This window comes from Brumimicrobium oceani (assembly GCF_003143775.1).
In the GTDB taxonomy this organism is placed as follows: Bacteria; Bacteroidota; Bacteroidia; order Flavobacteriales_D; family Crocinitomicaceae; genus Brumimicrobium; species Brumimicrobium oceani.
The window spans coordinates 17,143-43,194 of sequence record NZ_QFRJ01000009.1 but is presented as its reverse complement, the minus strand read 5'-3'; the positions used below and the strand labels follow the sequence as shown (position 1 = coordinate 43,194).

The 26,052-nt window shown below is 36.2% G+C and carries 21 protein-coding genes; 15 read left to right on the top strand and 6 right to left on the bottom strand.

Annotated features, from left to right (window positions below; genetic code table 11):
* Positions 1–3: 3 nt before the first annotated feature.
* Both DIT68_RS11430 and DIT68_RS11425 read left to right on the top strand, forming a co-directional pair.
* Positions 4–1,131, top strand: a complete 1,128-nt coding sequence (locus tag DIT68_RS11430; protein WP_109359941.1) for an efflux RND transporter periplasmic adaptor subunit — start codon at positions 4–6, stop codon at positions 1,129–1,131.
* A 4-nt stretch (positions 1,132–1,135) separates the two neighbouring features.
* Positions 1,136–4,612: an efflux RND transporter permease subunit gene (locus tag DIT68_RS11425; RefSeq protein ID WP_109359940.1), complete on the top strand. Its 3,477-nt coding sequence runs from the start codon at positions 1,136–1,138 to the stop codon at positions 4,610–4,612.
* Positions 4,613–5,220: 608 nt separating this feature from the next.
* Here DIT68_RS11425 and DIT68_RS11415 read toward each other — a convergent pair.
* Positions 5,221–6,345, bottom strand: a complete 1,125-nt coding sequence (locus tag DIT68_RS11415) for a glycosyltransferase family 4 protein (protein ID WP_109359938.1) — start codon at positions 6,343–6,345, stop codon at positions 5,221–5,223.
* Between the two features lie 271 nt (positions 6,346–6,616).
* Here DIT68_RS11415 and DIT68_RS11410 point away from each other — a divergent pair, with 271 nt between their 5' ends.
* Complete coding sequence (locus DIT68_RS11410) at positions 6,617–8,014, top strand: pyridoxal phosphate-dependent decarboxylase family protein (RefSeq protein WP_109359937.1); 1,398 nt, start codon at positions 6,617–6,619, stop codon at positions 8,012–8,014.
* 109 nt (positions 8,015–8,123) lie between these two features.
* Here DIT68_RS11410 and DIT68_RS11405 read toward each other — a convergent pair whose 3' ends face one another.
* Positions 8,124–8,426 carry a hypothetical protein gene (locus DIT68_RS11405; protein WP_109359936.1) on the bottom strand — a complete coding sequence of 101 codons (303 nt, stop codon included), beginning with the start codon at positions 8,424–8,426 and terminating at the stop codon, positions 8,124–8,126.
* 78 nt (positions 8,427–8,504) lie between these two features.
* On the opposite strand from DIT68_RS11405, the gene DIT68_RS11400 reads away from it, so the two are divergent.
* Positions 8,505–9,635 carry a T9SS type A sorting domain-containing protein gene (locus DIT68_RS11400; RefSeq protein WP_109359935.1) on the top strand — a complete coding sequence of 377 codons (1,131 nt, stop codon included), beginning with the start codon at positions 8,505–8,507 and terminating at the stop codon, positions 9,633–9,635.
* A gap of 236 nt (positions 9,636–9,871) precedes the next feature.
* Here DIT68_RS11400 and DIT68_RS11395 read toward each other — a convergent pair whose 3' ends face one another.
* The gene (locus tag DIT68_RS11395) at positions 9,872–12,328 is read right to left on the bottom strand and encodes a TonB-dependent receptor (protein ID WP_109359934.1); all 2,457 of its coding nucleotides are present in this window, start codon (positions 12,326–12,328) and stop codon (positions 9,872–9,874) included.
* 32 nt (positions 12,329–12,360) lie between these two features.
* Positions 12,361–14,088: an ABC transporter substrate-binding protein gene (locus DIT68_RS11390; protein WP_109359933.1), complete on the bottom strand. Its 1,728-nt coding sequence runs from the start codon at positions 14,086–14,088 to the stop codon at positions 12,361–12,363.
* A 455-nt stretch (positions 14,089–14,543) separates the two neighbouring features.
* Here DIT68_RS11390 and mce point away from each other — a divergent pair, with 455 nt between their 5' ends.
* Entirely contained in the window at positions 14,544–14,948 is a 405-nt protein-coding gene (gene mce, locus DIT68_RS11380) for a methylmalonyl-CoA epimerase (protein ID WP_109359931.1), read from the top strand.
* On the opposite strand, the gene DIT68_RS11375 is transcribed toward mce, so the two are convergent.
* On the bottom strand, positions 14,925–15,551 hold the full coding sequence (locus DIT68_RS11375) for an HAD family hydrolase (protein WP_109359930.1): 627 nt from the start codon (positions 15,549–15,551) through the stop codon (positions 14,925–14,927). The genes mce and DIT68_RS11375 overlap by 24 nt on opposite strands.
* Before the next feature lie 73 nt (positions 15,552–15,624).
* Complete coding sequence (locus DIT68_RS11370; protein WP_109359929.1) at positions 15,625–16,260, bottom strand: YceI family protein; 636 nt, start codon at positions 16,258–16,260, stop codon at positions 15,625–15,627.
* Positions 16,261–16,590: 330 nt separating this feature from the next.
* Here DIT68_RS11370 and DIT68_RS11365 point away from each other — a divergent pair, with 330 nt between their 5' ends.
* From DIT68_RS11365 to DIT68_RS11320, 10 genes are all read left to right on the top strand, one after another.
* On the top strand, positions 16,591–17,481 hold the full coding sequence (locus tag DIT68_RS11365) for a cell division protein FtsX (RefSeq protein ID WP_109359928.1): 891 nt from the start codon (positions 16,591–16,593) through the stop codon (positions 17,479–17,481).
* A gap of 11 nt (positions 17,482–17,492) precedes the next feature.
* Positions 17,493–17,756, top strand: coding sequence for a DUF3098 domain-containing protein (locus DIT68_RS11360; protein ID WP_109359927.1), 264 nt, complete (start codon positions 17,493–17,495; stop codon positions 17,754–17,756).
* Positions 17,757–17,772: 16 nt separating this feature from the next.
* Positions 17,773–18,492 (top strand): tRNA pseudouridine(55) synthase TruB, encoded by a 720-nt coding sequence (gene truB, locus DIT68_RS11355; RefSeq protein ID WP_109359926.1) that lies wholly within the window; start codon positions 17,773–17,775, stop codon positions 18,490–18,492.
* Between the two features lie 9 nt (positions 18,493–18,501).
* Positions 18,502–20,391, top strand: coding sequence for a TIGR00341 family protein (locus DIT68_RS11350; RefSeq protein WP_109359925.1), 1,890 nt, complete (start codon positions 18,502–18,504; stop codon positions 20,389–20,391).
* Between the two features lie 127 nt (positions 20,392–20,518).
* Positions 20,519–21,568, top strand: coding sequence for a tRNA preQ1(34) S-adenosylmethionine ribosyltransferase-isomerase QueA (gene queA / locus DIT68_RS11345; protein WP_109359924.1), 1,050 nt, complete (start codon positions 20,519–20,521; stop codon positions 21,566–21,568).
* A 75-nt stretch (positions 21,569–21,643) separates the two neighbouring features.
* A complete protein-coding gene (locus DIT68_RS11340; protein WP_109359923.1) occupies positions 21,644–22,306 on the top strand; it encodes a 2-C-methyl-D-erythritol 4-phosphate cytidylyltransferase in 663 nt (220 codons plus the stop codon).
* 73 nt (positions 22,307–22,379) lie between these two features.
* Positions 22,380–23,330, top strand: a complete 951-nt coding sequence (metF, locus tag DIT68_RS11335; protein ID WP_109359922.1) for a methylenetetrahydrofolate reductase [NAD(P)H] — start codon at positions 22,380–22,382, stop codon at positions 23,328–23,330.
* Positions 23,331–23,343: 13 nt separating this feature from the next.
* Positions 23,344–23,889 (top strand): hypothetical protein, encoded by a 546-nt coding sequence (locus DIT68_RS11330; protein WP_146194200.1) that lies wholly within the window; start codon positions 23,344–23,346, stop codon positions 23,887–23,889.
* Positions 23,890–24,403: 514 nt separating this feature from the next.
* Positions 24,404–25,372, top strand: a complete 969-nt coding sequence (locus DIT68_RS11325; protein WP_109359920.1) for a T9SS type A sorting domain-containing protein — start codon at positions 24,404–24,406, stop codon at positions 25,370–25,372.
* A 24-nt stretch (positions 25,373–25,396) separates the two neighbouring features.
* Positions 25,397–25,969, top strand: coding sequence for a hypothetical protein (locus DIT68_RS11320; protein ID WP_109359919.1), 573 nt, complete (start codon positions 25,397–25,399; stop codon positions 25,967–25,969).
* Positions 25,970–26,052: the final 83 nt, after the last annotated feature.

Sequence of the window (26,052 nt, the reverse complement as noted above, 5' to 3'; positions counted from 1 at the left end):
CCGATGAGAAAATACTTTAAATCACTGGTAGTATTAGGAATAATATCAACAGTAGTTGCATGTAGTCCAGAATCTAAACTGGATAAGTTAAAAGAGAAAAGGGCTTCTTTAAAAGTTGAATTAGCAGATCTTGACCAGAAAATTAAAAGCATGGATACGGCGAAAGTGGTTATGTTTCCTTACGTGGAAAGTATGACTGCTGAAACGGGAACGTTCAAGCACAAAATTAATGTTCAAGGGGATATAGAAACGGATAATGAAGCATTGATTTTTGCGGAAGCAAGCGGATTAATAAAATCTATCCTTGTTAAAGAGGGACAAAAAGTTTCTAAAGGTCAAGTTTTAGCAAGAATTGATACAGAAATCTTGGCAAGTAATATTAAAGAATTGCAAACCCAATTAGAATTTGCTGAATACAATTTGGAAAAACAAAATCAATTGTTTGACCGAGGAGTAGGAACAGAGTTTGAATTGAAGTCAGCTAAAAATCAAGTAGCAGCTTTACGTTCACAATTAAATACAGTTCAAACGCAATCTTCGAAATCAACAGTGAGAGCGCCATACAGCGGTGTCGTTGATGAAATTGTAACATTCGTTGGAGAGATGGCAAGTGCTCAATCTCCAATTCTAAGATTAGTGAATAATGATGAAATGCGCGTTACAGGAAACATTTCTGAGCATTATCTGAAAACTGTTAAAGAAGGAACTGAGGTAGAAATTTTTGTTCCCACTCTAAGAGACACGTTCAACTTGAAAATTTCTTCTGTGGGGAAATACATCAATCCAACAAACAGAACTTTCAGAGTAAATGCGGATATAGAAGGAGAGACAGAGTTGCTGCCAAACATGCTAGCCGAAATGTTGATTACTGATTTAGTCATCGATAGTGCGCTAATGGTTCCTGCTGTTTCTGTATTGAAAACACAAAAGAATGAGAGTTATATTTTCGTTTTGAAAAAAGACGGTGAAAATTACAAAGCACACCAAGTAATGGTGAACTTAATTAGTCAGTACCATGGAAAAGCAGCAATTGAAGTGTTGAATGGTGAAGTGAACGCTGGAGATTTAATCGTTTCTGCTGGAGGTCGTGGAATTTCTGATGGTGATGTTGTTCGAATAGAATCAAAATAAAGTAATGGAAGAGAAAAATAAAACAAAACTTTTTGGAATCTCGAATTGGGCGGTTAACAACTCCAAAGTAGTTTTCTTAATTATTGCTATCCTTTTTATTGGCGGGATGTTTTCCTACCAATCGATGCCAAAAGAAAACTTTCCGGAATTACAAATTCCTGAAATTTACATAGGAATTGCCAAGCCTGGTTCGTCTCCAAAATACATGTCTGAAAAGATTGCAGAAGCAGTTGAAAAAAAGGTAAAGACAATTAAAAAGGTAGATGAAATCCTCTCAGATTCTCAACACGGTTATACAACTATTCGTGTGAAATTTGATTTCGGAATTGATGTCAACGATGGATTAAATAAGGTGAAAGACGCGGTAGATCAAGCGAGAGCTGAAACAGATTTCCCAGAATTGCCTGTTGAACCAAATATCTTCGAAATTAATCCGAGTGATTTTCCAATCATGAACATTAACTTGAGTGGAAATAGCCCAAAGGTGTTGAAAGACATTGCCGAAGATCTAAAGGACTTAGTCGAAGATTTAACTGAAATTAATGAGGTAAATATTCGTGGAGTTCAAGAGGAAGAAATGCGTATTGATGTGGATAGATTGAAAGCTGAAGCAGTTCAGGTTTCTCTTGATGATATTGAAAATGCCGTGGCTGCAGAGCATGCTACAATTTCTGGTGGTGAAATCCTAATGAATGGAATGCGTAAAACCATTATGATTGATGGTGAATTTCAAAGTGCCGAAGAGTTAGGCGAAGTAATCGTAAAACAGGAAGATTATATGCCTGTGAAGTTGAAGGATATCGCTGATGTTTATTTTGGTGATGGAGATACAACTTCTTTCGCTCGTGAGTTTGGTGCGCCAGTTGTAATGCTCGATATTATCAAACAAGGTGGAGAAAACTTGTTGGATGCCGCAGATAAAATTAACGCGCTTGTTCAAAAAGCTAAAGATGATAACGTTATTCCTAAAGGAGTTAATGTTTCAATTACCAATGACCAATCGGATCAAACACGTGACATGGTTTCTAACCTTGAAAACTCAATTATTTTTGGAGTAATCTTGGTAACATTGGTTTTGTTGTTCTTCTTAGGAGCAAGAAACGCAATGTTTGTTGGTGTAGCGATTCCATTATCTATGTTGATGTCCTTTATGATTCTGCAAACAATGGGTGTAACGCTAAATACGATTGTATTGTTTGCCTTGGTTCTCGCATTGGGAATGTTGGTAGATAACGGAATTGTGGTGGTGGAAAACATCTATCGTTTCATGGATGAAGAGAAATACCCACCATTCAAAGCAGCGATTCATGGGGTAAGTGAGGTAGCTTGGCCAATTATTGCTTCTACAGCAACTACTTTAGCGGCTTTCGTTCCGCTAGCGGTTTGGCCTGGTATTTTTGGTGAGTTTATGAAATATTTGCCCATCACACTTATGATCGTTTTAGGATCTTCTTTATTTGTGGCTTTGGTGATAAATCCAGTGCTGACAGCTCTATACATGACGGTTGAACAGAGTAAACCTAAAAAAATGAAGTCTTTCATTGCTGCTGTCGCATTCTTGGGCGTTGGTTTCCTTGTGGTAATGTTAGATGCTGTTCTGTTAGGAAATATAATTATGTTGATCGGTTTAATCGGACTGTTAAATACCTTTATATTTTTCCCAGGAACAATTGCTTTCCAAGAAAAATTGTTGCCTGTTTTAGAAAGGTGGTACAAAAACTTCTTGACTTTCGCTCTAAAAGGTCACCGACCAATTCTTTTCATTGTAGGGACATTTATAATGCTGATTTTATCTGTGGTAGTGTTTGCTTTAAATCAACCAAAGGTAGAGTTCTTCCCGTCTAACCAAGCCAAGTTTGCGAATGTCTTTATCACGCATCCGATTGGAACAGATATTATGGAGACGAATAAATCTACATTAATCATTGAAGAAAAAATCAATGAGATCTTAGCACCATACATGGAAGGAACAGATCTTAACAATGTGAAGAAGTCTGACTTTGTTCAGTCTATCATTGCACAAGTAGGAAAAGGAACGAGTGAGCAAGGAATGGATATGGGAGATACGCCACACAAGGCGAGAATTACCATTGACTTTACCGAGTTTCAATACAGAGATTCTATTAATGCCACGGGTTATGTGTTGAAAAAGCTTCAAGATGAGTTGAAAGGAATATTACCGGCAGACGTTCAGATTTCTGTGAAGAAAAACGAAATGGGGCCGCCACAACAAGCTCCTATTAATATTGAGTTGATAAATACTGCAAGCGGTGAATACAAAGACTTGATTTTAGTAGCTACAGATGTTAAGAAATATTTAGACCGTGAGGCTGTAGAAGGAGTCGACGAATTAAAATTGAACGTGGAGGCTACTCGTCCAGAGATTCCAATTATTGTAGACAGAGATCAAGTACGAAAACTAAATGCTTCTACTACACAAGTGGGAATGGCGATTAGAAAAGCACTGCTAGGTCAGGATATTGCAACTTACACCAAGGATGAAGAAAATTACGACATGGTCGTGAGATTTCAACAGAATTCCCGTTACGATTTAGATGCCTTGTTGGATCAAAAACTAATGTTTAGAAACAACAAAGGAGTACTGTTGAATATTCCAATTCGAAGTGTAATTCAAGATCCAGAAGAAAACATTTCTTATACAGGAGTGGCCAGAGAAGATCAAACTTCAAAAGTGATTATTTCATCTGATGTAACAGAAGGATTTAACGGAAATGAGGTGGTAGCCATGTTAAAAGAGAAAATGATGGATTATGCCAACGAAGACAACTTGCCGAAAGATGTGATTTACAACTTTACTGGAGCACAAGATGAGCAAGCAGAAGAAATGGCCTTTTTGAGTAACGCGCTATTGATCGCTGTTTTCTTAATTCTTTTGATCATCGTTGCCCAGTTTAACTCTTTCTCAACTCCAGCAATTATCCTTTTCTCGGTAGTACTTTCCTTTATTGGAGTATTCTTAGGATTAGCTCTGAGCGGTCAAACATTCGTAATTATGATGACCATGATTGGGATTATATCTTTGGCCGGAGTTGTAGTAAATAACTCAATTGTATTAATTGATTACACCAACCTCATTAGAAGAGAAAACCGTGATAAAGCCGGACTTGAAGAAACAGATTTAGAATCTGATGAAGAAGTCTTAGCAGCCACAATTCGTGGTGGAGAGGTACGTTTACGTCCAGTTTTATTAACTGCAATTACGACCGTTCTAGGTTTGCTTCCTTTGGCCATTGGTTTGAACATCGACTTCGTTGGATTATTAAACGAATACAAACCAAATATTTTCATTGGTGGAGACAACAACATGTTCTTCTCCCCAATGGCATGGACAATTATTTACGGTTTAACATTCGCAACATTCTTAACTTTGGTTATCGTTCCGGCGATGTACTTGAGCCTCTACAGATTCAAAGTTTGGATTTATAAAAAAATGAAATGGACACTGAAAACTAATGTGTAGTTCAGTTGTTTAGAATTTAAGGTTGAAAGTTATACTACAAAAAATGCGGTGCTTCGAATTGGAGTACCGCATTTTTTTTGATGTAGAATTATCAGAGTTATAATAAGATAAACACCCTATATCAGAAAGAAAAAGAGAGCGAAAAACATTTCACAAACCCACCATCACCCAACAAAATAAAATCTGCGTAATCTGCGAAAATCCGCGGGAAAACATGAGCGAAGCGACCCAAAATAAAGTCTGCGAAATTCTGCGTGAAAAACATGAGCGAAGCGACCCAAAAAAACATCTGCGAAATCTGCGAAAATCCGCGTGAAAAACAAGAGCGAAGCGACCCAAAATAAAGTCTGCGAAATTCTGCGTGAAAAACATGAGCGAAGCGACCCAAAAAAACATCTGCGAAATCTGCGAAAATCCGCGGGAAAACATGAGCGAAGCGACCCAAAAAAACATCTGCGAAATCTGCGAAAATCCGCGTGAAAAACAAGAGCGAAGCGACCCAAAAAAACATCTGCGTAATCTACGAAAATCCGCGTGAAAAACAAGAGCGAAGCGACCCAAAAAAACATCTGCGAAATCCGGGAAATTCCGCGGGAGAAACACGAGCGTCAGCGACCCTCACCAATCACCTTCAACACCGATTTCCACAAATCCCTAGCCGTATAATCCCAAGAAAAATCCTTTGCTCTCTCCCTACCTTTTTCAATCAAATCATCCCTCAACTCTCCATCAGTCAACAGTAAATGCAATTGATTTTGAATAGAGGACACAGAATGCGGATTACAATACAATACAGCATCACCACCAATCTCAGGAAGTGAAGTTTTATTCCCCGCCAAAATAGGAACACCCGCTTGCATAGCCTCAACCAGCGGAATACCAAAACCCTCAAAGTAACTCACAAAAGCCAAGCACGTCGCGCTTCCCATCACTTCGGCAAGCTTATCCAAAGAAACATGCCCCGTAAAATGAATAAAAGATTTCATTTCCTCCTCGACCTTTATGGCCTCACTATTCCACATAGGCTCTCCCACTAGTAACAAGTGATGAGGTATATTTTGTTCTGTTTTGAGATTTCTGTAGGCCTCAATTAAGCGTTGAACGTTTTTTCGTTTATGGATAGCTCCAACAAAAACAATATAAGGTTCTCCATTGGTGTATTTTGCACGAACTTCTTGTTTTTTACGCTCTTCAACCAGCTGAAAGGCGTCCGAAACTCCATTATGCGTCACATCAATCTTGTCCCCAGAAATACCATAAGTTTTCATGATATCCTGCTTAGAAAAATCAGAAACAGTACAAATTCTAGCAGCCTTTTCAGCAAATAGTGGAAAACGAGTTTTGTAAAACCTCAAAACATTTTTAGGAACGTCTTGCGGATTATGTTCGAAGTTTAAATCGTGAATTACCGCCAATTGTGGAACATCTGTCTTTAATGATAAATACCCATCTGGAGAAACAAAAAGATCACAATTGTATTTTTTTAATGCCCTCGGAATAGAGTAGTCAAACCAAATCTTCTGTAAAATGGTATGTCTAGCTGGCGGACTCACGACCACAGGAGTAATGTTATCTGAAAAAATAAACTTTTGATCAAAAGGTCGGTCAAAAAAGAAAATGAATTCATGTTCAGGGTGTTGCTGAGTTATTCTCAACATTGTTTCATAGGTGTACCACCCAAAACCTTCCATTTTGTTTTTAAGTAAAAACCTTGTGTTTACGCCTATTTTCATAAATCCAGTGCGCAAAGATATTAATATTCTACGAATAGTATAGGGTTTGTGATCAACCAAAAAAGCAGCTATTCTTAGAACAGAAATAAACAAATATGCGATTCACTTTTATTCCAATTCAAGAACAAACTATTTTTATCGTTTTTCAACTAAAAACCGTACTTTTGTGCCTTATTTTAGAGAGAACCCAATAACGATTAAAATTTCGCTAGAGAGAATTCAATAAAACATTAGCTTTTACTGGGTTTCCGCCGAAACAGCATAAAATATTATGGAAAAAGCATTAGCCGTTTTTCAATCATTAGCATCAGATTTATTAGCCGACGAGAAAGTTAATCCTGTAGTGGATTATATTCCTGCAGATCAATTGTTTGATCAACTAGATTTGTCACTTGTAGACCAACCAATCGACGATGAAACCCATCTTCAAAAGTTGAAAGAACTGGTGATGGCTTCTCCAAGAACAGCAACAAATGCATTCTTCAATCAATTATATGGTGGAAGAAATGAGAAGGCCGTTTTAGGAGAATTATTGGCGGTTTTGCTCAATAATAGCATGTACACTTATAAAGCTGCTGGTGCTCAGGTAGGAGTAGAGAAAATTGTTCTACGAAAAGTTTGTGAAATAATCGGTTGGGACGAAAGTGCTGATGGGACATTCGCTACAGGTGGCTCTATGACGAATTTTATGTCTATGCTAATGGCAAGAGATGCTTTTAATTCGAAAATTCGCTTTGCAGGAGTTCAACAAAAAATGACCGTTTATACTTCGATTGAATCTCACTACAGTATTCCAAAAAATGCTTCTTTTTCTGGAATTGGAAGAAACAATGTAAGATATATTCCTGTGAACAAAGTAGGGGAGATGATTCCCTCTGAATTAAATAAGGCAATCGCTAAAGATATTGAAGATGGATTTTATCCTGTAATGGTAAATGTTACTGCGGGCACAACGGTTTTAGGCGCTTTTGATAACGTTGAAGAAATTGACGCGGTATGTAAAAAACACAGTGTTTGGATTCATGTAGATGGCGCATATTGTGGCTCTGTAATTTTTAGCGAAAAGTACAAGCACCACCTAAAAGGCCTTGAAAACGTCGATTCTTTCAGTTTTAATGCACACAAAATGATTGGAACACCTTTAACTTGTTCCATTATTGTGGTAAAAGATAAAAAACACCTGCGAGATTCATTTGCAAATGATGCGGAATACCTTTTCCAAACCGATGAAGATGAATTTAATCCAGGGAAAACTTCATTGCAATGCGGTAGAAGAAATGATGCTTTGAAATTTTGGACTTTATGGAAAAGCGTGGGAACAAAAGGATTAGAAAAAATTGTTGATCATCAATTCGATTTGGCTGATACCGCAAGAGATTACGTAAGAAATCATCCAGATTATCAATTGTATAGCTATGATGATTCTATTTCTGTGTGTTTCAATTATAAAAACATTTCAGCAAAAGATATTTGTACAAAGCTCAATGAGCACGCAGAACTCATGGTGGGTTATGGAAGATTCCAAGAGGATGAATTTATCAGATTCGTAACCATCAATGCACAAAATAGCCATGATGACATTCTACTCTTTTTCAAAAAACTAGAAAACTTCGTAGCAGAACATTTTACAGAGCTCGAAAAAGATAAATCTATATGTGAAAAGTGCTAAAGAGTAATTAATTACAAATTACGAATTTTGGTCAACAACACGAATTCGTAATTTACCATTCAAAATACTTAATTCACACAGCCGCCCCAACCACGTTAAACATTAATAATTAAACATTAAAAATTACAACGGTAACCTCGTCTTCCAATCCAATATCAGGATTGAAACGCTGCATTTTTTCCCACATGTCCTGGTGGTCTGTGAAACCGTCATTCTCTAAGTCTGTCTTTTTTACAGATTCCAGTCGTGAGTAATAAACCATTTTTACGTCAACTATCTTTTTACGTTGGATATCAGTACTTTCAAGCAATAATTCACCAAGTTCAATATTCCTGCGGCCTTTTCGAATTGTGGTGCGCTTGCCTTTTTCTAAATCATCAAAAATATCTTCGTATAAAGTAAGTTTCTGCATTTTTCTTCGTTTTACTCTCGTAAAGCTATGGAATTTTTAATTTTTTGCTGTATATTCATCTGCCATAAATACTGAAACATGAAACATCTTCTCCTTTTACTTTCACTTTTTTTATCGAATATACTTTCTGCACAAACAGGAACGCAAAGCAATTTAACCTTAGAGCATAATGGAATAAATCGTGAGTATATTTTGTATGTTCCGCAAGCTTACGACGGACAAACAGAATATCCTTTGTTGCTCAATTTACATGGCTATGGCTCGTCAATGCTAGAACAAATTTTCTATGGAGAATTTCGGGACATTGCCGATACGGCCAATTTTATAATGGCTGTTCCCAACGGGACTTTGGACCCAACGGGAGAGCGCTATTGGAATTTCTTTGTACCCGCTGGAGCAGATGATTTGGGCTTTCTTTCTGATTTAATTGATGAAATAAGCACGAATTATGAAATCAATACAAATCGTGTTTATTCAACAGGGATGAGTAATGGTGGTTTTATGAGCTATTATTTAGCCTGTAATTTATCTGATAAAATAACGGCAATTGCATCTGTGACAGGAACGATGGATGCTAGTCAGCTAGCGGGTTGTACACCCACAAAACCTGTTCCAACAATGTCGATTCATGGTACGGATGACGCCGTAGTTCCTTATAATGGAAACATTACTTTTGCATCGGTTCCGAATGTGGTAGACCATTGGGTGGCTCAAACAAACACCAATACATCCCCGGTAGTAACGCAGCTACCAGACATCGACCCAACAGATAATTGCACCGCAGAACATTATCTCTACGAAAATGGCACTAACGGCGCTACAGTTGAACATTACAAAATAGTAGATGGAGGTCATACATGGCCAGGCGCTATTTTTGATATTGGTGTTACTAATCACGATTTTGACGCCAGCACTGTAATTTGGAGATTTTTCAGTCAATTTAATTCAGCTGAATTATTAAGTGCCAAAGAAGAAAATCAATTAGATAAAATCGTTAACATCTATCCAAATCCTTCCAACGGAACCATTAATATCGATATCAATCAAAGCATAGATCAATTAGAAATCATCTCAGCTCAAGGGCAAATATTAAGATCGCTAAACAATGTCGATAAATCACTTACTTTCACAAGTGTTAAGCCTGGAATCTATTTTGTTAAGATTCATTCGAAAGGAAAAGTAACAACTCAAAAAGCAATAGTTAGATAATTACGAATTACGAATTACGAATTACGAATGCGGGAATTTCGTATTGGGGAATTTCGAATATGTTGCCGCGAGTGTTACTGAGAGTTTGTAACTCCTGGAATATTAGAAGAAAATCACTATCTTCTTCACTTAATTTTCGTTAGAAAATTCCTCAACCATTACAAAGCAGTGGTTCAATACAACACCGAATTCGTAATTCGTAATTTCTCTAATTCGTAATTGATTTTAGTTTTTATCTATCGCGAGCTTCCACCCCGTGGTCCTTTAGAAAAACTAAAATCTACTTTATAATAAAATATCGGGAGAAAGCCCAATTGATATCTTTGTGCAATCGGGTCTTGAGTTGGGTCGGCTAAATTAGGTGCATAACTCAAGGCTAAGATATTTTCCGTATTTAAAATGTTGACTAAGTCTAGTCCAATTTCGTGCGTTAATTTCTCTGTATTTAGAACGTAAGTCACTTTTAAATCTAACCTGAAATAATCTTTAAATTGACGTGTGTTGAACAAAGAGTCTTTAAACACCAGTTCGCTGTTTATTTCGGTTTTTGCAATATCAACATAACCATATCTTCTTCCTCCTGCAGCAGTCACCTTAAATCCTGCAGAAATCATATTTCTATCATTAATCTTGAATTCTTTTCCAGCAAGAAAGTTAACAGCGTAATTCCCGTTGAAATCTGTGTTTCTCTCAATTCCATCACTTCCTTTGTATTTCGATTCAAAAAGTGAACCGGTCGCTAAGAAAAAGAATGATTTATTAAAATATTTCTGAACTGACACCTCAACTCCATAATTTGTACCCGTTCCTTCATTCACCAATTCATCTGGGAAAAATCGTTGGAATCCAGAACCTTGATTGATTAAGCTAAACGAGGAAGCATAAGTGTTTACTGGAATATTATAGAGGTGTTGATAATAAACTTCTGACTTTAAGGTTAAATTGCTTTTAAAATTCTTTTGATAACCAACTGCACTGTGAAAACTCTTTGTGAAATCCATGTCTTCATTTAACCTGCGCATTTCTCCTTCGGTATTCACCTGCTGATATGTATATTGATAAGTCGGTTGCATTTGTGAATGTAGTCCTGCTCCAGCGCTAAACTGTTGTCCGTTTTGTAGCCTCCATTGCCAACCTAATCTTGGTTCCGCATAACTCCAGCTGTCGCTCAACGAAAAATATTGACTATGAACTCCAGCGGTAAAATCCATTCGCTCATTAATTTTCCATTTATATTGCACAAAAGGCTGAATTAATGTGCTAAAACCTTCGTAATCGTGGCGTGTTTCAAAAAAGCTCTTGGTAACATCTAAAACAGAATCATTATTTACAATATAATAGCCATCCACATTAATTCCCGCGCGAATTAAATTCCTGTTGTTTATTTTGTGATTGATACTTGCATAAAGAGCAGTTTTATAGGTTTTAAATTTGTAACCCATCAGTTGATAAATAGAGTCTGTCCTGATTTCATACTGTTCCTCTCCGCCCACTATGCTCGTATCAATACTTCGCTCTAGGAAATCATGACGCGATTTTTGCTGGTCGTATGATTGGGCTATGGTTGCCTTAAAGAAAGTGTTTCTGGAAACTGGTTTTTTATAACTCAAACCCAAAACTCCCATTGCAGTTCCGAAATATTGATCTCTATCTCCTTCACCAAAAGCTTCCTCCGATATTTCTTTCTGATCAGATATTTTAATGGCAATATCAGAGGCTCCTCCAATTCCAAAAATCCCAATATGTCCACCTTTTTTCAATGGAAAAGAAAGTTTGAAAGCTCCGTCTCCATAAGCAGGAACAGCATCTGTTCCTATTCGAATATTCATTGATTGAAAAATGCTTAAGGTGCTGTAACGCCCCATTACTAGGTAGCTCGAACGTTTGTCGCGATTAATTGGACCTTCGGCAAGAACTTCTGTTCCTAAAAATCCAAATTGACCCGTAAATTCATGTTTGTCAGTGTTTCCATTTCTTAATCTCAAATCAAACACCGCAGAAATTGAATTTCCATAATCTGCTGGAAATGCTGATATGAAGAAGTCTGAGTTGGCCAAAATCTTATTGTTCAAAATAGCCACTGGGCCACCTGTTGAGCCCGATGTCGCAAAATGATTTGGATTCGGTAAATCAATTCCTTCCACTTTCCATAGAATTCCAATTGGAGAATTCCCACGCACCACAATGTCATTCCTTGAGTCATCTGCGCCTTGAACTCCTGCGAAGTTGCTGGCCATTCTTGCGGGATCACCTCTGGAGCCAGCATATCGATTTGTTTCTTCCACACTAAATTGTCGGGCAGAAATTGTTGCCATTTCATTGTTGACTTGCCCTACTTTTCTTCCGATAATGTTCACTTCCTCTGTCGTAACAACATCTTCATTTAATTTAATGTTAACAATACTTTCTCTTCCAGAGTTTACGGTAACAGTGGTGTAAGAATTTAAATAGGAATTGTAACTCGCTATTAGTTCATACTTTCCGATGGGCACCTCCTGAAAATTGTACAAGCCATCTAAATCTGTCATGTTGCGCATAATTATGCTAGAGTCAGAAGAAATTAACGTCAATTTAGCTCCGATTAATGGATACTGTGATTCAGAATCGACGACACTTCCCTTTAAAGTTTGAGAAATTTGACCAAACAAAGGAAATGATACCAATCCGAAAATTAAAAGTAGATACTTTACCATAGTATTTTATTTGGGGTTAAAAATATACACATTTATTGTTTTTCCTTAGATTCCCATTCTTTTTTTGACCATTCCTTAAGGTAAACATTTCTAAAAGAATAGCTGTTCATAGCGTTGAGTTTCAGGTTACGTACTTTAGAATAAATGATCTTTATTGTTTCCTCATACCAAAGAATAATGTAGGGCGAATCCTGCATTAAAATTGTTTCTGCTTCATTAAAACTATTGAATCGTTCAACTATTTCTGCGCTTTTCTTACCTTGTTCAAATAGAGCGTCAAATCTTTCATTTTGATAACGTGAATAATTGGTCATCGATGGCTTTGTGCTATCCTTTGGAACTGTTTTTCCATAAGCGGTCATCAAGAAACTTTCTGGGCTATTGTATTGTGCAAACCATGAAGAACGAAATAAATCTCCGTTTGCATATTTCTGATCTTTTAATTTCTCTTCAAAAGAAACTTCCTGTAAAATTAAGTTGATGTTTAAATTCTCTTTTAATTGCTTGGCAACTTCTTTCGCTACATCAGCATGAATGGTTCCCTCGTTGTATTTTAAACGTATTTCAGGAAAATCTTTTCCATTGGCATAACCTGCTTGTCTCATCAAACGTTGTGCTTTGTTGACATTGAAATCATAGCCATGTTTTGCTACACTTTCTGACTTATATCCGCTAAACGCTGATGGAGGAATTAGTCCACCGTCTCCCTTTTTAAAGGCTTGGTAATTCAAAATAGTTGAAATAATTGCATCGCGATTGATGGCATAGTTGATGGCTTTCCTTACGCGCACATCTTGAAATTCTGGTTTTAATAGATTGAAATAATAGTATTGAGTGGCAAGTAATGGTTTTCGGACCAGTATAAATTTGGGTGGTGTGCTGTTAAAATCTCCAATCTTGCCTTCACCTAACATTTCAGAAACTTTTCCAGGAGGTAAGCCCTCAATTAAATGAATCTCTTCATTCTCAAACAATTCTAATTGTTTAATTCTTTGGTGCTCAATTTTCATTACGAGAGTATCCAAGTAAGGTAAGCTATTTCCATTTTTGTCTTTACCGTAGTAGAATTCATTTTTTACCAAAACAATTTCTTCTCGCTGGTTTTTCTTCCTGTTTTCATGAAATTTGAATGGTCCTGTTCCTATTAAATTTTCTGCAAGACCAGCTTCTATTGCCTTTTTTGAAACGATTAATGCATTTGTCTGTGTAAGCTTATTTATAAAGTTTGCATCGCGCTCTAACAGCTCCATTTCTAAACTATTTCCACGCACAGTTAGCCCTGAAATATGATCGGCCTCCAAATTGTGAAATTCATCAGCCCCTTTCAATAGTCCTTTATAAATAGAATAGTAAGCATTGCTAAAATCGTTTTTATATGGTCGACAAGCCAATTCTATGCTGTAAATTACATCTTCTGCTGTAAACTTGTTTTCTTCTGATATGGAGGGGTGCGCATGAAAAAAAACATTATCTCGCAATTCAAACCTAATTGTTTTTCCATCATCAGAAACGCTCCAGTTTTTTGCAAGGCCTGCCGTTGTTTCTAATGTTTTTGGATCAAGCTCAACCAATCCTTCATAGATTTGATTAAGTAATGTTGAGGAATATAAGTCAGAGACATTTCTAGGAATAAAAGTAGTGGGCGCATTACTGATCGCAAAATTAAATGTTCCACCAGCATATTTAAACTCTTTTTGTTTGACATTTTCACTACAAGACGTGAAAAAAATGAGCAATAAAACGATTAATAAATTCTTCATACAAATGGCAGTAATGTTTGTTTTAAATGGTTTTCGAATAGGAAAAAAACAAATACAACTCCTAATTTAAATAATAATTCCATTATTTACACCATCAACCCCTTATTTCCTCCAACCGCATCAAACTGCAGAGTGATAAATAGAACGAGATTGGAGTAATCTGCCTGCAAAAAATAATTAAGCGTCAGCGAATCCAAAAAAACATCTGCACAACCCGCGAAAATCAGCGTCAGCCAAAAAGAGCACAGCTCACCAAAAGCATCTGCGCAATCTGCGAAAATCTGCGGGAGAAAACGAGCGCTAGCGATCACCCAACCACTTCTGCGTAAACCTACGAAAATCCACGTTAGAAACAGGAGCGCAGCGACTCCCCTCAAAAAAAAGTTCTGCCCATTTCCACACCAATCCCCAAGAAACATATTATATTCGAACACAAAATAAACCCACACAAAAAAATGAACAAAATAGAACACATAGGAATCGCAGTTAAGGACATGGACAGTGCCATTAAAATCTACGAGCAACTATTAAATACCAAATGTTATAAAATTGAAGAAGTTCAATCAGAAGGAGTAAAGACCGCATTTTTTAGAGTAGGAGAATCAAAAATTGAATTACTCGAAGCTACGAATCCAGAAAGTCCAATTGCAAAATTTATAGAAAAAAGAGGAGTAGGAATGCACCATATTGCATTTGATGTAACAAACATTGAAGCTGAAATTGAAAGATTGATTGCTCAAGATTTTCAACTCATTCAAAAAACTCCGAAAAACGGTGCAGACAATAAGAAAATCGCCTTTTTACATCCAAGGTCAACAGCAGGACTGCTTGTAGAATTATGCCAAGAGAGAACGGACTAAGCGAATAACATTGTCATTTTTTACATCCAAATGATGCGCTTGAATACCAATTGATGAAGCACCTTCAACATGCTGAATTGAGTCATCAATAAATAAAGTCTCTTCAGGTTTAAAACCTTCTTTTTTGCAAAGAGCTTCAAAAATTTCGGAATCAGGTTTTCTCATACCCATATCACAGCTGAAGTAAACCTCTTTAAAAAAAGGAGCTAATGATTTTTCTCCATACACACTATTGAGTTGATTATGGAAGAAGTCCAAGTGAATGGTGTTTGTGTTGCTCAATAAAACCGTTGGATAGTTAGATTTTAATTCAAGTAGAAAATCTAATCTTTCCTTCGGTAAATCCAATAACATTGCATTCCAAGCATCAATTATTTCTTTGTCAGTTGTTGTATTCGGTAAATAGCCTTTGACTCTCTTTATAAACTCATCACTGCTGATCTTCCCTTTTTCGAGTAGATTAAATAAGTCGCTTTGATTGGCTTGAGTATATAAACTTTGAAAGTCTTCTATCCCAAGATTCGTGAAAGCATCAATAGTTAGCTGGTAGTTCAAGTTTAAAAGAACCCCACCTAAATCGAGAATGATATTCTTAATTTTCATAAATCGAATATAACAAAAAAAGGGCGAAATCCGATTGCCCGGTTCGCCCTTTTCTATAATTTAAAGTCTAAACTTATTTCTTCATCAATTCAGCGTGAAGCTTGAAATCGATAGTAGGAGAAACAGCACCTTCTTCTGGCTTGTCCTCTTTAATTTGCATTCCTGGCATGTTAGCATCTGTAAAATCTACAGAGAAATCACCTTTAATTGTCATTTTAGAATCATCAGTTGAAATTGTTACTGGAACAGTTCTTTCCATTTCAACACCGCCAACAACCAACATAATTTTAGCGTTACCATCAATGTACTCCATTACTTTTACATCAGTAACCGCATATTGGCTAACGTTAAAGAAATCTTCGTTTGCAAGGTGACCTTCTAATTTTGGTTTTCCACTTGCTTCATCAAGATCTTGTACGTCGATTGAACTCATATCTACAGTAAAGTGACCGCTATATTTATCACCATCTTGCTTCATTTGTCCATCAGCGATTTTAATTACTCCGTTATGAGAATTACCATCGTTTTCACCTCCGATCCAAGATCCAGCCCATTCTAATTTGCTGTTTTCTTGATCCAATGCATACTCAGCAACAACTACCTCTTGCGTTTCTGTTTCTGTAGCTACTTCTTCTGTAGTTTCTGCACCTCCACATGATGTTAAAGAAATTGCAGCGAAAGCCAACACTCCATAAAATACTTTTTTCATTTTCTCTCTTTTTTTAAATTTGTGCAAATATAATCAAAATAAATATATACCAAGGTATTTAATTCAGTAAATGTTTATTGTCTAGCCACTAAGACGCTAATTGTTTCAATTTTGACCAATCTGTTTCAATAGAACTGGTTTGCAGCTAATGGCGCATAGGAAATGTCCACCAAAATGGGTTTCTTGTAATATTCTTTCTTTAGATTTGCTGCGCAATAGAAGCAATAGCTTTCTAACTTGAGGATAAATATGGCCAAATTGATATTCTGGACAGTTTATCGCATTACAATAACTTGATTTCTGAAAAATCTTCCTAAATTCGTGCGTTAAATGGGAAAAGATATTGAAAAATATGGGAGGCGAGGTCTACAATCAGGCTATCTCTCCGTTGTAGTAGGAATTTCGCTGGTGCTCTTTATGTTGGGACTGGTGTTGGGAGCCTACTTTGGATTGGAACATACGCAGAATGCGGCAAAAGAAAATATTGAGATTGATTTGTTCTTTAATCCAGATTTAAATGACTCCGATATTAAGCTCATCGAGCAGGAATTGAAAGGATGGGATAATATTAAGTCAGTTTGGTTTGTTTCTCCCGAACGCGCATTGGAGGTTTTTCAATCCAATGAAGTCGAAGCCAATGAAATCAAAGCAATTTTTAACGATCAAAGTCCTTTTCCTCCTTCAGTGTCATTCAATCCTGTTGGAACCATAGTGGACAAGCAAGGTTTAGACGCGATTAAACACAAAATTCTGGAAACCTACCCTAAGCAGGTGGCAGAGGTAAATTACGACGAAAATAGAGTTGCCCAGGTGAATCTGGGATTTCTTCAATGGATATATCTGTTTGTTGCAATCGGTATCTTATTAACTGTTATCGCCTTTGCCATGATAAATAATACCATAAGGTTGGCGCTATATTCAAAACGATTTACCATTAAAACAATGCAGTTGGTTGGGGCAAAATCAGGATTTATTAGAAGGCCTTTTTTATGGAATTCAATTTTTCAAGGATTTTTGTCAGCCCTTATTGGAATGGCGCTGCTTATGGCGGTTTTCTTTGCCCTGAAAAGCTACATGGACATTGTGAGCTCAACTTATAATTTTGAAACATTTTTAATCTTGTTCGGAGTGTTAATTTGCTTGGGCGTCTTAATTAGTCTGCTCTCAACATGGTTTGCATTGAACAAATATTTGAGAAAAAGACTCGATAATTTATATTAGAAAAACGTATTATGGAAAAAGAAAAAACAAAATTTCTCTTCAATAAATCAAACTATAGCCTACTTATAATTGGTGTTGTGCTTAATGTGGGAGGGTTTTTATTGATGATTGGTGGAGCAGCAGAAAACTTGAATGACTTTAATGCAGATGAGCTTTTCTCTCCTGTGCGATTGACAGTAGCTCCAATTTTAATTCTTGCGGGTTATGCTGTGATTATTTATAGTATCATGAAAAAACCTAAAAGTCTAAAGGATACAGATTCAAAAGAGAATTAAAATCCTACTGAACTGAATGGAGAATAAAATTTATGAGTTCCGAAAAGGTGAAGTGTTATTGGTCGATAAACCATTAAACTGGACCTCCTTTGATGTGGTAAATAAACTGCGTTGGAAGTTAAGCAAAAAGTACGGGATCAAAAGATTTAAGGTAGGACATGCGGGAACCTTGGATCCTCTAGCGACCGGACTTCTGATTATTTGTACAGGCAAAAGCACAAAATTAAGTCAAGATTTAACCTCAGAAGATAAAACCTACACAGGCACATTTCTTTTAGGTAAAACAACTCCAAGTTATGATTTAGAGGAGGAATTTGATCAAGAATTCCCTGTTGATCACATCACTGAAGAGAAGATTAAAAAAGCAGCTCTTGAATTTACTGGAGCACAAAAGCAAAGGCCACCCATTTTTTCGGCTAAAAAAGTAAACGGTAAACGGGCTTATGAATCGGCCAGAAAGGGAGAAGAGCTTGTGCTGAGGGAGAATGATATTTTTATACATACTTTTAACATTACGGAAATTCGTTTCCCAGAAGTTGATTTTGAGATTAAATGCTCGAAGGGAACCTACATCCGATCCATCGCTCATGATTTTGGTAAAGCGCTAAATTCTGGTGCAACCCTAATTGCTTTGCGAAGAACCCAATCGGGAAAGCTTTTAATTGAAAATGCGAAGTCTGTAGAAGAATGGACAGAGATTATTGATGCAAATGAGATGATAGATGAGTTAAACTAAGAATTAAACATGGCGACAACGGAAAATATCTTTTTACTTGCAGATTTAGAAACGCTAGATCAAGAAAGTGAGAGTGCAAAAGAGTTTATCAAAGAGAATTGTCCCAATATTCTAGATTTTCATACATTTAAAATTAAGTCACTCAAAGAAAGCGATGAGGTCTTCTTATATCTCAGCGATGAGGAAATAAAAAATTGTTTGCCCCTTCTAGCAGAATTAAAATGTTCAGTAGGGTTTCTGCCTCATCCCGAAGCGCAACAAACGCGCTCTGGATATAGAGTTCCAAAAGATACCAAAGAGGCGTTTATTGATTTGCTGAATACCAAACGTGTTGTGGAAACTGGCATTTTAAGTTGCAACGATGAGGTGATATTAAATTATGTTGTGATTGGTGAGATCGTTACCTTTCTAACTAAAAAAGCAGGGAGCGGAGGCATTGTTTATAGAATAGCCAGGTTCTTTAATTACTTAAAGCGTCTTGTCGATATTCAAGCTTTGCCATTTACTATTACAGCGGAGGATAAAGATTCGATTGATACCGCAGCTACAGATATTTTAATTGTTCAATACGCACATAATTCTGTCGTTTCAAGGGTGTATGTGGACAACGAATTGTCGAATGAAAAGCTCTTCAATACCTTTGTTTTTGCCCCCCGAAGTGTGTTGCAATTGGTGAGGTCTTATATAATGAAATTGCTCTTGGGTGCAGGTCAAAAAAATAAGGCTTTCAACTTTCTGAGCCGATACAGAACGGAAGATTTAACCATCAAGTCCTCACAAGAATTTAAATGCCATATCGACGGAAGAAGGTCCAGCGAGTCGAAACTTCAGTTTTCATTTAAGTCTGTTTTTAAGCAGATCCCTAGTGATGCGATAAAGTATGAATCTGAGACTAAAAACAAAAGCAGTTCTAAAATTTTCCAGACGAAGCATCTTCCAAAAGGTGACTTGATTAAGGAGATGGTTCGAAAAAAATTACCCTTCATTACACATGCCTCGGCGGATGAGTATAAAGAATTGTTTAAGCAGCTAAGGGAAAACGCTAAACCTACACAAAATTATGTGGTTTTAATGATTTTGTCCGTAATGTTGGCGACATTAGGGGTTTTTGCCGATTCTTCTCCTGTAATTATCGGTGCAATGATTTTAGCTCCTTTAATGGCCCCAATTATTTCATTTTCTATGGGGGTTTTGAGACAGGATAGACAGCTCATGAAAAATAGCTTTATCACCATGATGGTGGGGATAGGAGTAGGGTATATTGTGGCCATAATCTTTACAATTATTACACCTATTACTCAAATCAACTCAGAGATTACCTCTCGTATAGAGCCTAATATTATCGATCTTGGAATTGCGGTTGTCTCGGGAGCTGCAGGGGCTTATGCGTATTCTAAAGAAGAAATTGCCAAAACACTTGCAGGAGTGGCCATTGCAGTTGCTCTAGTTCCGCCTCTTGCTGTTTCTGGAATTGGTATTGCATGGCTTAATTTTGATATTTTCTTTGGAGCATTTCTTCTTCTCATTACCAATCTTACAGGTATGGTTTTGGCCGCGGCACTCATCTTTTTAATTACGGGTTACAGTCCTTTCAGGTTGGCGCGCAAAGGACTTTTGGTATCCTTGTTTGTAGTGCTTTCAATTAGTATTCCATTAGGCTTTGGTTTCTTTAGGGTTGTGGAAGAAAATAAAATTATACGATCGCTAAATGACGTCGAAATAAGAGGAATTACTATTGAAAAAGTAATGATGGAATCCAGAAAGCCGATGGTTATCTCACTTGACTTTGTCTCTGATGAAACTCCAAGCCTTGAAGAAATTGACTATATCAAGGAGGAGATAGAAAAAATGGTAAACGAGGAGGTAACGCTAAAAATAGCAATTAGAGTAGAGAGATAGCGACTATAAGCACATTATTCCAGGTGAACAGAGTGCATCATTATTCTTTTGGTGGTATATTCACGTGATTCATAGATATATTTGTTACATTTGTATCCCTTTAAAAAAAGAGTACGATTTGAATAAAATGAAACTTTCTGAGTTTGACTTCGAATTGCCCGAAGAGCTCATCGCAAAACACCCAGCTCCAAACCGAGATGAATCTCGAATGATGGTTATAAACCGCGAGACTGGTGAAATAGAACACAAATTATTTAAAGACGTCATCAATTATTTTGATGAAGGTGACGTTATGGTGCGCAATAACACCAAAGTATTTCCTGCACGTTTGTATGGGAATAAAGAAAAAACTGGCGCTAAAATTGAAGTTTTCTTGTTGAGAGAACTTAACAGAGAGTCACTTCTTTGGGATGTTTTGGTTGATCCAGCGAGAAAAATCCGTATTGGAAATAAACTTTACTTTGGGGACGATGAGTCTCTTGTAGCGGAGGTTATCGATAATACAACATCAAGAGGACGTACTTTACGTTTCTTGTTTGATGGTTCTTACGAAGAATTCAAAAACAAAATTGACGAATTGGGAGAAACTCCTTTGTTGAAATATATCGATAGAGAGGTAGAACCTGAAGATGCTGAGCGTTTTCAAACCATTTATGCAAAAGTGGAAGGCGCTGTTGCAGCTCCAACGGCAGGAATGCACTTCTCTAAGCAATTGTTGAAAAGACTAGAACTAAAAGGTGTTGAGTTCGCTGAAATTACTTTACACATCGGTTTAGGTACTTTTAGACCTGTGGAAGTAGAGGATTTGACCAAGCACAAGATGGACTCTGAACAGGCTGAAATTACAGAGAAAAATGCAAACATCGTAAATAAAGCTAAAAAGAACAGAAAAAGAGTATGTGCTGTGGGGACAACCTCAATGCGTACCATCGAAACTTCTGTTTCTACAGACGGAATGCTAAAACCTTATGAAGGTTGGACAAATAAATTTATTTTCCCTCCTTACGATTTCAGTATTGCTGATTCTATGATTACGAATTTCCACGAACCTTCTTCAACTTTATTGATGATGGTTTCTGCATTCCTAGGGCATGAGCTTACAATGAAAGCTTACCAGGAAGCAATCAAAGAAAAATACAGATTCTACTCTTACGGAGACGCGATGTTAATCATATAACAAGCGTAAGTTATTTTACAAAATTTTAAGTCGCTATTCTATATTGAATAGCGACTTTTCTTTTAACTTCGTTTCATGAAGCAATCTGTAATTATTACTGCCGGTGGAATAGGAAAGCGCATGAACAGCGATTTGCCTAAACAGTATATCCCTGTGAACGGACTTCCGGTTTTAATGCATACCATCAAGAAGTTTTATCAATTCAATTCCGAAATTCAAATTGTAATTTCATTACCCAAAGATTTTATTGAACTTTGGAGGAAGCTCTGCTTGGAATATGATTTTAAAATTCCCCATGAAATTACAGAAGGAGGAAAAGAACGCTACCATTCCATAAAAAATGCGTTGAAAAAAGTTACAGGCGATATTGTAATGGTGCATGATGCGGTAAGACCTCTGGTGAGCCTTCAAACAATTTCAAACGTAATTGATCAAGCGGAAGTAAAAGGTGCAGCAATTCCCGTTTTGCCAGTGAAAGACACTTTGAGGAAAGGTAATAGTGAAAATAGTCAGCACCAAGACCGATCAGAATTTTGGATTGTGCAAACACCGCAAGCTTTTAAGTTAGAATTACTGAATGAAGCATATAAGATTCCATATTCCTCTTCTGTTACTGATGATGCTAGTTTGGTTGAGGCCATGGGCAGGCAAGTTTTTCTTACGGAAGGAAATGAAGAGAATATTAAAATTACAACCCCTATCGATTTAAAATTGGTTGAATTTTTAATGGGAAAATAATTGCATTCATTTTTTAATTAAACACCGTTATTCTAAAGGCTATTCTTACTTTTGTTTGCTAAAATATCCATTAATGAAGGTAATTGATCACATAAAAGAAGCGAAGGACACATTGTTCTCTTTTGAAATACTTCCTCCGCTAAAAGGGAAAAGTATTCAGTCTATATATAATGGAATTGATCCCTTAATGGAATTTAAACCCAAATTTATCAACGTTACTTATCACCGTGAAGAATACGTATACAAGGAACGTGACAAAGGATTACTAGAAAAAGTTTCTATTCGTAAAAGACCTGGAACAGTGGGTATTTGTGCCGCAATCATGAATAAATACCATGTGGATGCCGTTCCTCACCTTATCTGTGGTGGTTTTAGTAAAGAAGATACAGAGAATGCCTTGATTGATTTACAGTTCTTAGGAATCGATAATGTTTTAGCACTTCGTGGTGATCCCATTAAAACTGAGGCGACTTTTAAACCTGAAGTGAATGGACATAATTATGCCGTAGAATTAATTGAGCAAATTCAAAATATGAATAAAGGTCAATACACTTTGGACGATATTCATTTAGAACCGACGGATTTTTGTGTTGGAGCTGCCGGATATCCTGAAAAACACTTCGAAGCGATGAATATGGCAACAGATTTGCAATACCTGAAACAAAAAGTGGATAGAGGAGCCGATTATATCGTTACACAATTATTCTACGACAACGCTAAGTATTTCGACTTCGTTAAGAAATGCCGTGATATTGGAATTACAGTTCCTATTATTCCAGGACTAAAACCAATCTCAAATTTGAGACATATTTCATTTCTTCCTAAGTTTTTCCATATCGATTTACCTATGGAATTATCCACAGAGCTATTGAAATGTAAAACCAATGATGAGGTAAAACAAGTGGGGATTGAATGGGGAATTCAACAATCCAAAGAATTGAAAGCCGCAGGTGTTCCGTGTATCCATTATTACACAATGACCAACTCTTCCGAAGTAAGAAAAATTGCTTCTGAATTATTTTAAAATTATGACAAACATGAAAAATTTATTTTTAGCTACACTATCAGTTTTGTTTCTAAGCTTAAGCGCAGGAGCGCAAGAAGCTGAACCACTTAATTTGAAAAATGTCTTAATCGTTGGACAACAAGATGATTTGTCTGACCGATATACGCTTGAAGTTGGGCTTTTGCAATTGTTTACTGATTATAATGTTAAGTCAAAAGCATCTTTGAATGTTATAAAACAAAGAGGAACTGATGAGATTTTATTGAACGATTCAATCCATCAACAACTAAAATCTGAGGGAATTGATACTTATTTATTGGTTTCAATTAGAGGGTACAACAAAAGATTCAAACCTTCAGAAAATGCAAATCCAATCGTAGAAGAAATAAATGCGGGACACCTTTATCCACTGTACAGAGAAAGCGCATCAACTGTAACTTTTTCTTTCACATTTTACCGTGACATGCAGCCAGTTCATTATGAGCTAATCAAAACCGGAACAATCGGCTCAAAAGATGCTGTAATGAAGAAATTACTCAAAAAAGTGGCCAAAAGATTAGAGAAGGAGTGGTTGTGAAAATAGGAGGGAAGCATTAGGTTTTAGGCTTAAAGCTAAATGCTTTATCTACCATTTAATAAGGTTGATTTTCTTGAATCGCTAACAATTCATGAGTTTTGGAGGGTTTTCTCTCTGCGCACTTTGCGAAAGCTCCGTGCCTTTGCGGTTAAAACTCTTGAAATGACACTCTTCACACCCTGCAAATTATCAATTTTCATTTCTCAACTATCAATTGAGTCAACTTCAAGTCAAACGAAATTCGTATTTGATAATTAATCATTCGTAATTATCTACCAATAACATGAACATACCCAGAAACCTTCCTTTCTTTTTCAATCCATTCCATTTGTGAAAGCTTTAGGCGTAAAACATTGAGAAGAGAAGCAAACATGCTATCATTTATCTTTGAACTTGCAACGAGAATGATTCTTAATTGCAAAAAGAATGTGATACTATTTTTGTTTTTTGATATTAATGATCTATTTTCAAAAGTATTAACAATTTAATATGTTTAATAAAAAACACCACTATTATGAATACTAATAAAATTTTAATTTCGATTGTAGCTATTATTAATGTGTTTTCAATAAGTGCACAAAGTGATAGTATTTTCACTAACCTCACAAGTTATAAAGCTGAAATTTGTACACATGCTTATGACTGGGAAGGACTTGATCAATATGAATACTTAACAGTGTTTTCTGATGACCCTATCTCTGATACTTTAAGAGTAGGAGATCAGAATGGTATTGTTTTCGCTAGTTTATGGATAGACAACCGAAAAACTTGGTTGAAATTTGATTCAAATAAAATTGGTGTAATATCTCAAAGTGTTTTTTCTCCTTATTATAACCAAACAATAGATTATCCACTAGATGAATACTTCCTTTTATATGATTTTGAAGTACTAGACACAACTGTTGTTGGAGATACCCTCTCTTTTTCTAATTCATCAAAAAACGTGACTTTCTCAATTGCTGGCATTGATACAATTCAAATAAATAATGTTACCAAAGTTAGGTATTCAATTCATACTATGGATGACCAATGGATAGATTATCTAATAGAAGGACTAGGTGGTTTACATCCCTTAACTCCACTTTTGAATACTGGTTTTTTTGGTTTTTGCACTTGCAAGTATGAGACAACTTTTGCAAGCCCTACGGATACTTTAGTTTTAAGAGACACAATGGTTTTTGGTGGAGACTCTAATTATCAGTTTTGTCAAACGGCTAGTTTGATAAAAACTGAAAAAAAACCACATATTAAAATCTATCCAAACCCTGTGACAGGAAACATTTTTACTATTCAAACTGATGGAAATGCCAGAATTGACGAAGTTAAAGTTTACGACAACCTAGGAAAAAAAATAGAAGTAAAATATTTCATTAACGGAGTTAATAATTGTAACGTTTCAACACCTAATTTGTCTAAAGGGTTTTATGTGGTTGAAATAATCAGTGATTCAAAATATTACAGACATAAAATTATTATTAAATAGTTCTCAATCCAAAAATCAAATCTTATGAAACTTATAACCTTTTTAATATTGGCAATTAATCTTATATTATTTACAAACCTTAAAGCTCAAAATTTAGGAAGTATACCTAAAGGACTCGCCAAGGAAATAAAGGCGTCTTTGAGTCAAATCCCTTCTGTATCTGATGTGTATGAGGCTTTTATGAAAATGGATCCTTATATAGATGACACGATTAGAAATCATGAGTACATAAAAGCATCACGGTGGATGAATAGGGTCTTTTCAAAGTACAACATTGAAGATTCTGTAACCTATAGTTTGTCGCAATATTCAAATGCAATTAAAGGGATATATGATAGCCCTTTAAAATGTTTTGAAGAAGACCTAGCGAATTGGACAAGTGATGGTCCAAGCTTTCTACCTGATGGTTCGCATGGCCAAGGAGGAGGTTGGACAAATTCAATTTATAATGATCCCAATAACATAAATACGTTTTTGATAGGCACAAATACTTCAGGTATTTTTAGAACAACTAACGGTGGTCAAAACTGGTCGTGTGTTACTGATGATGTTGATTTCCCAGTTCTCGGTGTTAATCAAATTACAAAGCGTTTTTAAATCTATTTACAAGGTATTCAATATGTTAAATGTTTTAGAGATATTTGGTTTAGCAATAATTTCATCTATATTTAAAATAAATA

Coding starts and splice junctions, on each gene's coding strand:
- DIT68_RS11430 (WP_109359941.1), top strand. CDS start 4: ATGAGAAAATACTTTAAATCACTGGTAGTATTAGGAATAATATCAACA.
- DIT68_RS11425 (WP_109359940.1), top strand. CDS start 1,136: ATGGAAGAGAAAAATAAAACAAAACTTTTTGGAATCTCGAATTGGGCG.
- DIT68_RS11415 (WP_109359938.1), bottom strand. CDS start 6,345: ATGAAAATAGGCGTAAACACAAGGTTTTTACTTAAAAACAAAATGGAA.
- DIT68_RS11410 (WP_109359937.1), top strand. CDS start 6,617: ATGGAAAAAGCATTAGCCGTTTTTCAATCATTAGCATCAGATTTATTA.
- DIT68_RS11405 (WP_109359936.1), bottom strand. CDS start 8,426: ATGCAGAAACTTACTTTATACGAAGATATTTTTGATGATTTAGAAAAA.
- DIT68_RS11400 (WP_109359935.1), top strand. CDS start 8,505: ATGAAACATCTTCTCCTTTTACTTTCACTTTTTTTATCGAATATACTT.
- DIT68_RS11395 (WP_109359934.1), bottom strand. CDS start 12,328: ATGGTAAAGTATCTACTTTTAATTTTCGGATTGGTATCATTTCCTTTG.
- DIT68_RS11390 (WP_109359933.1), bottom strand. CDS start 14,088: ATGAAGAATTTATTAATCGTTTTATTGCTCATTTTTTTCACGTCTTGT.
- mce (WP_109359931.1), top strand. CDS start 14,544: ATGAACAAAATAGAACACATAGGAATCGCAGTTAAGGACATGGACAGT.
- DIT68_RS11375 (WP_109359930.1), bottom strand. CDS start 15,551: ATGAAAATTAAGAATATCATTCTCGATTTAGGTGGGGTTCTTTTAAAC.
- DIT68_RS11370 (WP_109359929.1), bottom strand. CDS start 16,260: ATGAAAAAAGTATTTTATGGAGTGTTGGCTTTCGCTGCAATTTCTTTA.
- DIT68_RS11365 (WP_109359928.1), top strand. CDS start 16,591: ATGGGAAAAGATATTGAAAAATATGGGAGGCGAGGTCTACAATCAGGC.
- DIT68_RS11360 (WP_109359927.1), top strand. CDS start 17,493: ATGGAAAAAGAAAAAACAAAATTTCTCTTCAATAAATCAAACTATAGC.
- truB (WP_109359926.1), top strand. CDS start 17,773: ATGGAGAATAAAATTTATGAGTTCCGAAAAGGTGAAGTGTTATTGGTC.
- DIT68_RS11350 (WP_109359925.1), top strand. CDS start 18,502: ATGGCGACAACGGAAAATATCTTTTTACTTGCAGATTTAGAAACGCTA.
- queA (WP_109359924.1), top strand. CDS start 20,519: ATGAAACTTTCTGAGTTTGACTTCGAATTGCCCGAAGAGCTCATCGCA.
- DIT68_RS11340 (WP_109359923.1), top strand. CDS start 21,644: ATGAAGCAATCTGTAATTATTACTGCCGGTGGAATAGGAAAGCGCATG.
- metF (WP_109359922.1), top strand. CDS start 22,380: ATGAAGGTAATTGATCACATAAAAGAAGCGAAGGACACATTGTTCTCT.
- DIT68_RS11330 (WP_146194200.1), top strand. CDS start 23,344: ATGAAAAATTTATTTTTAGCTACACTATCAGTTTTGTTTCTAAGCTTA.
- DIT68_RS11325 (WP_109359920.1), top strand. CDS start 24,404: ATGAATACTAATAAAATTTTAATTTCGATTGTAGCTATTATTAATGTG.
- DIT68_RS11320 (WP_109359919.1), top strand. CDS start 25,397: ATGAAACTTATAACCTTTTTAATATTGGCAATTAATCTTATATTATTT.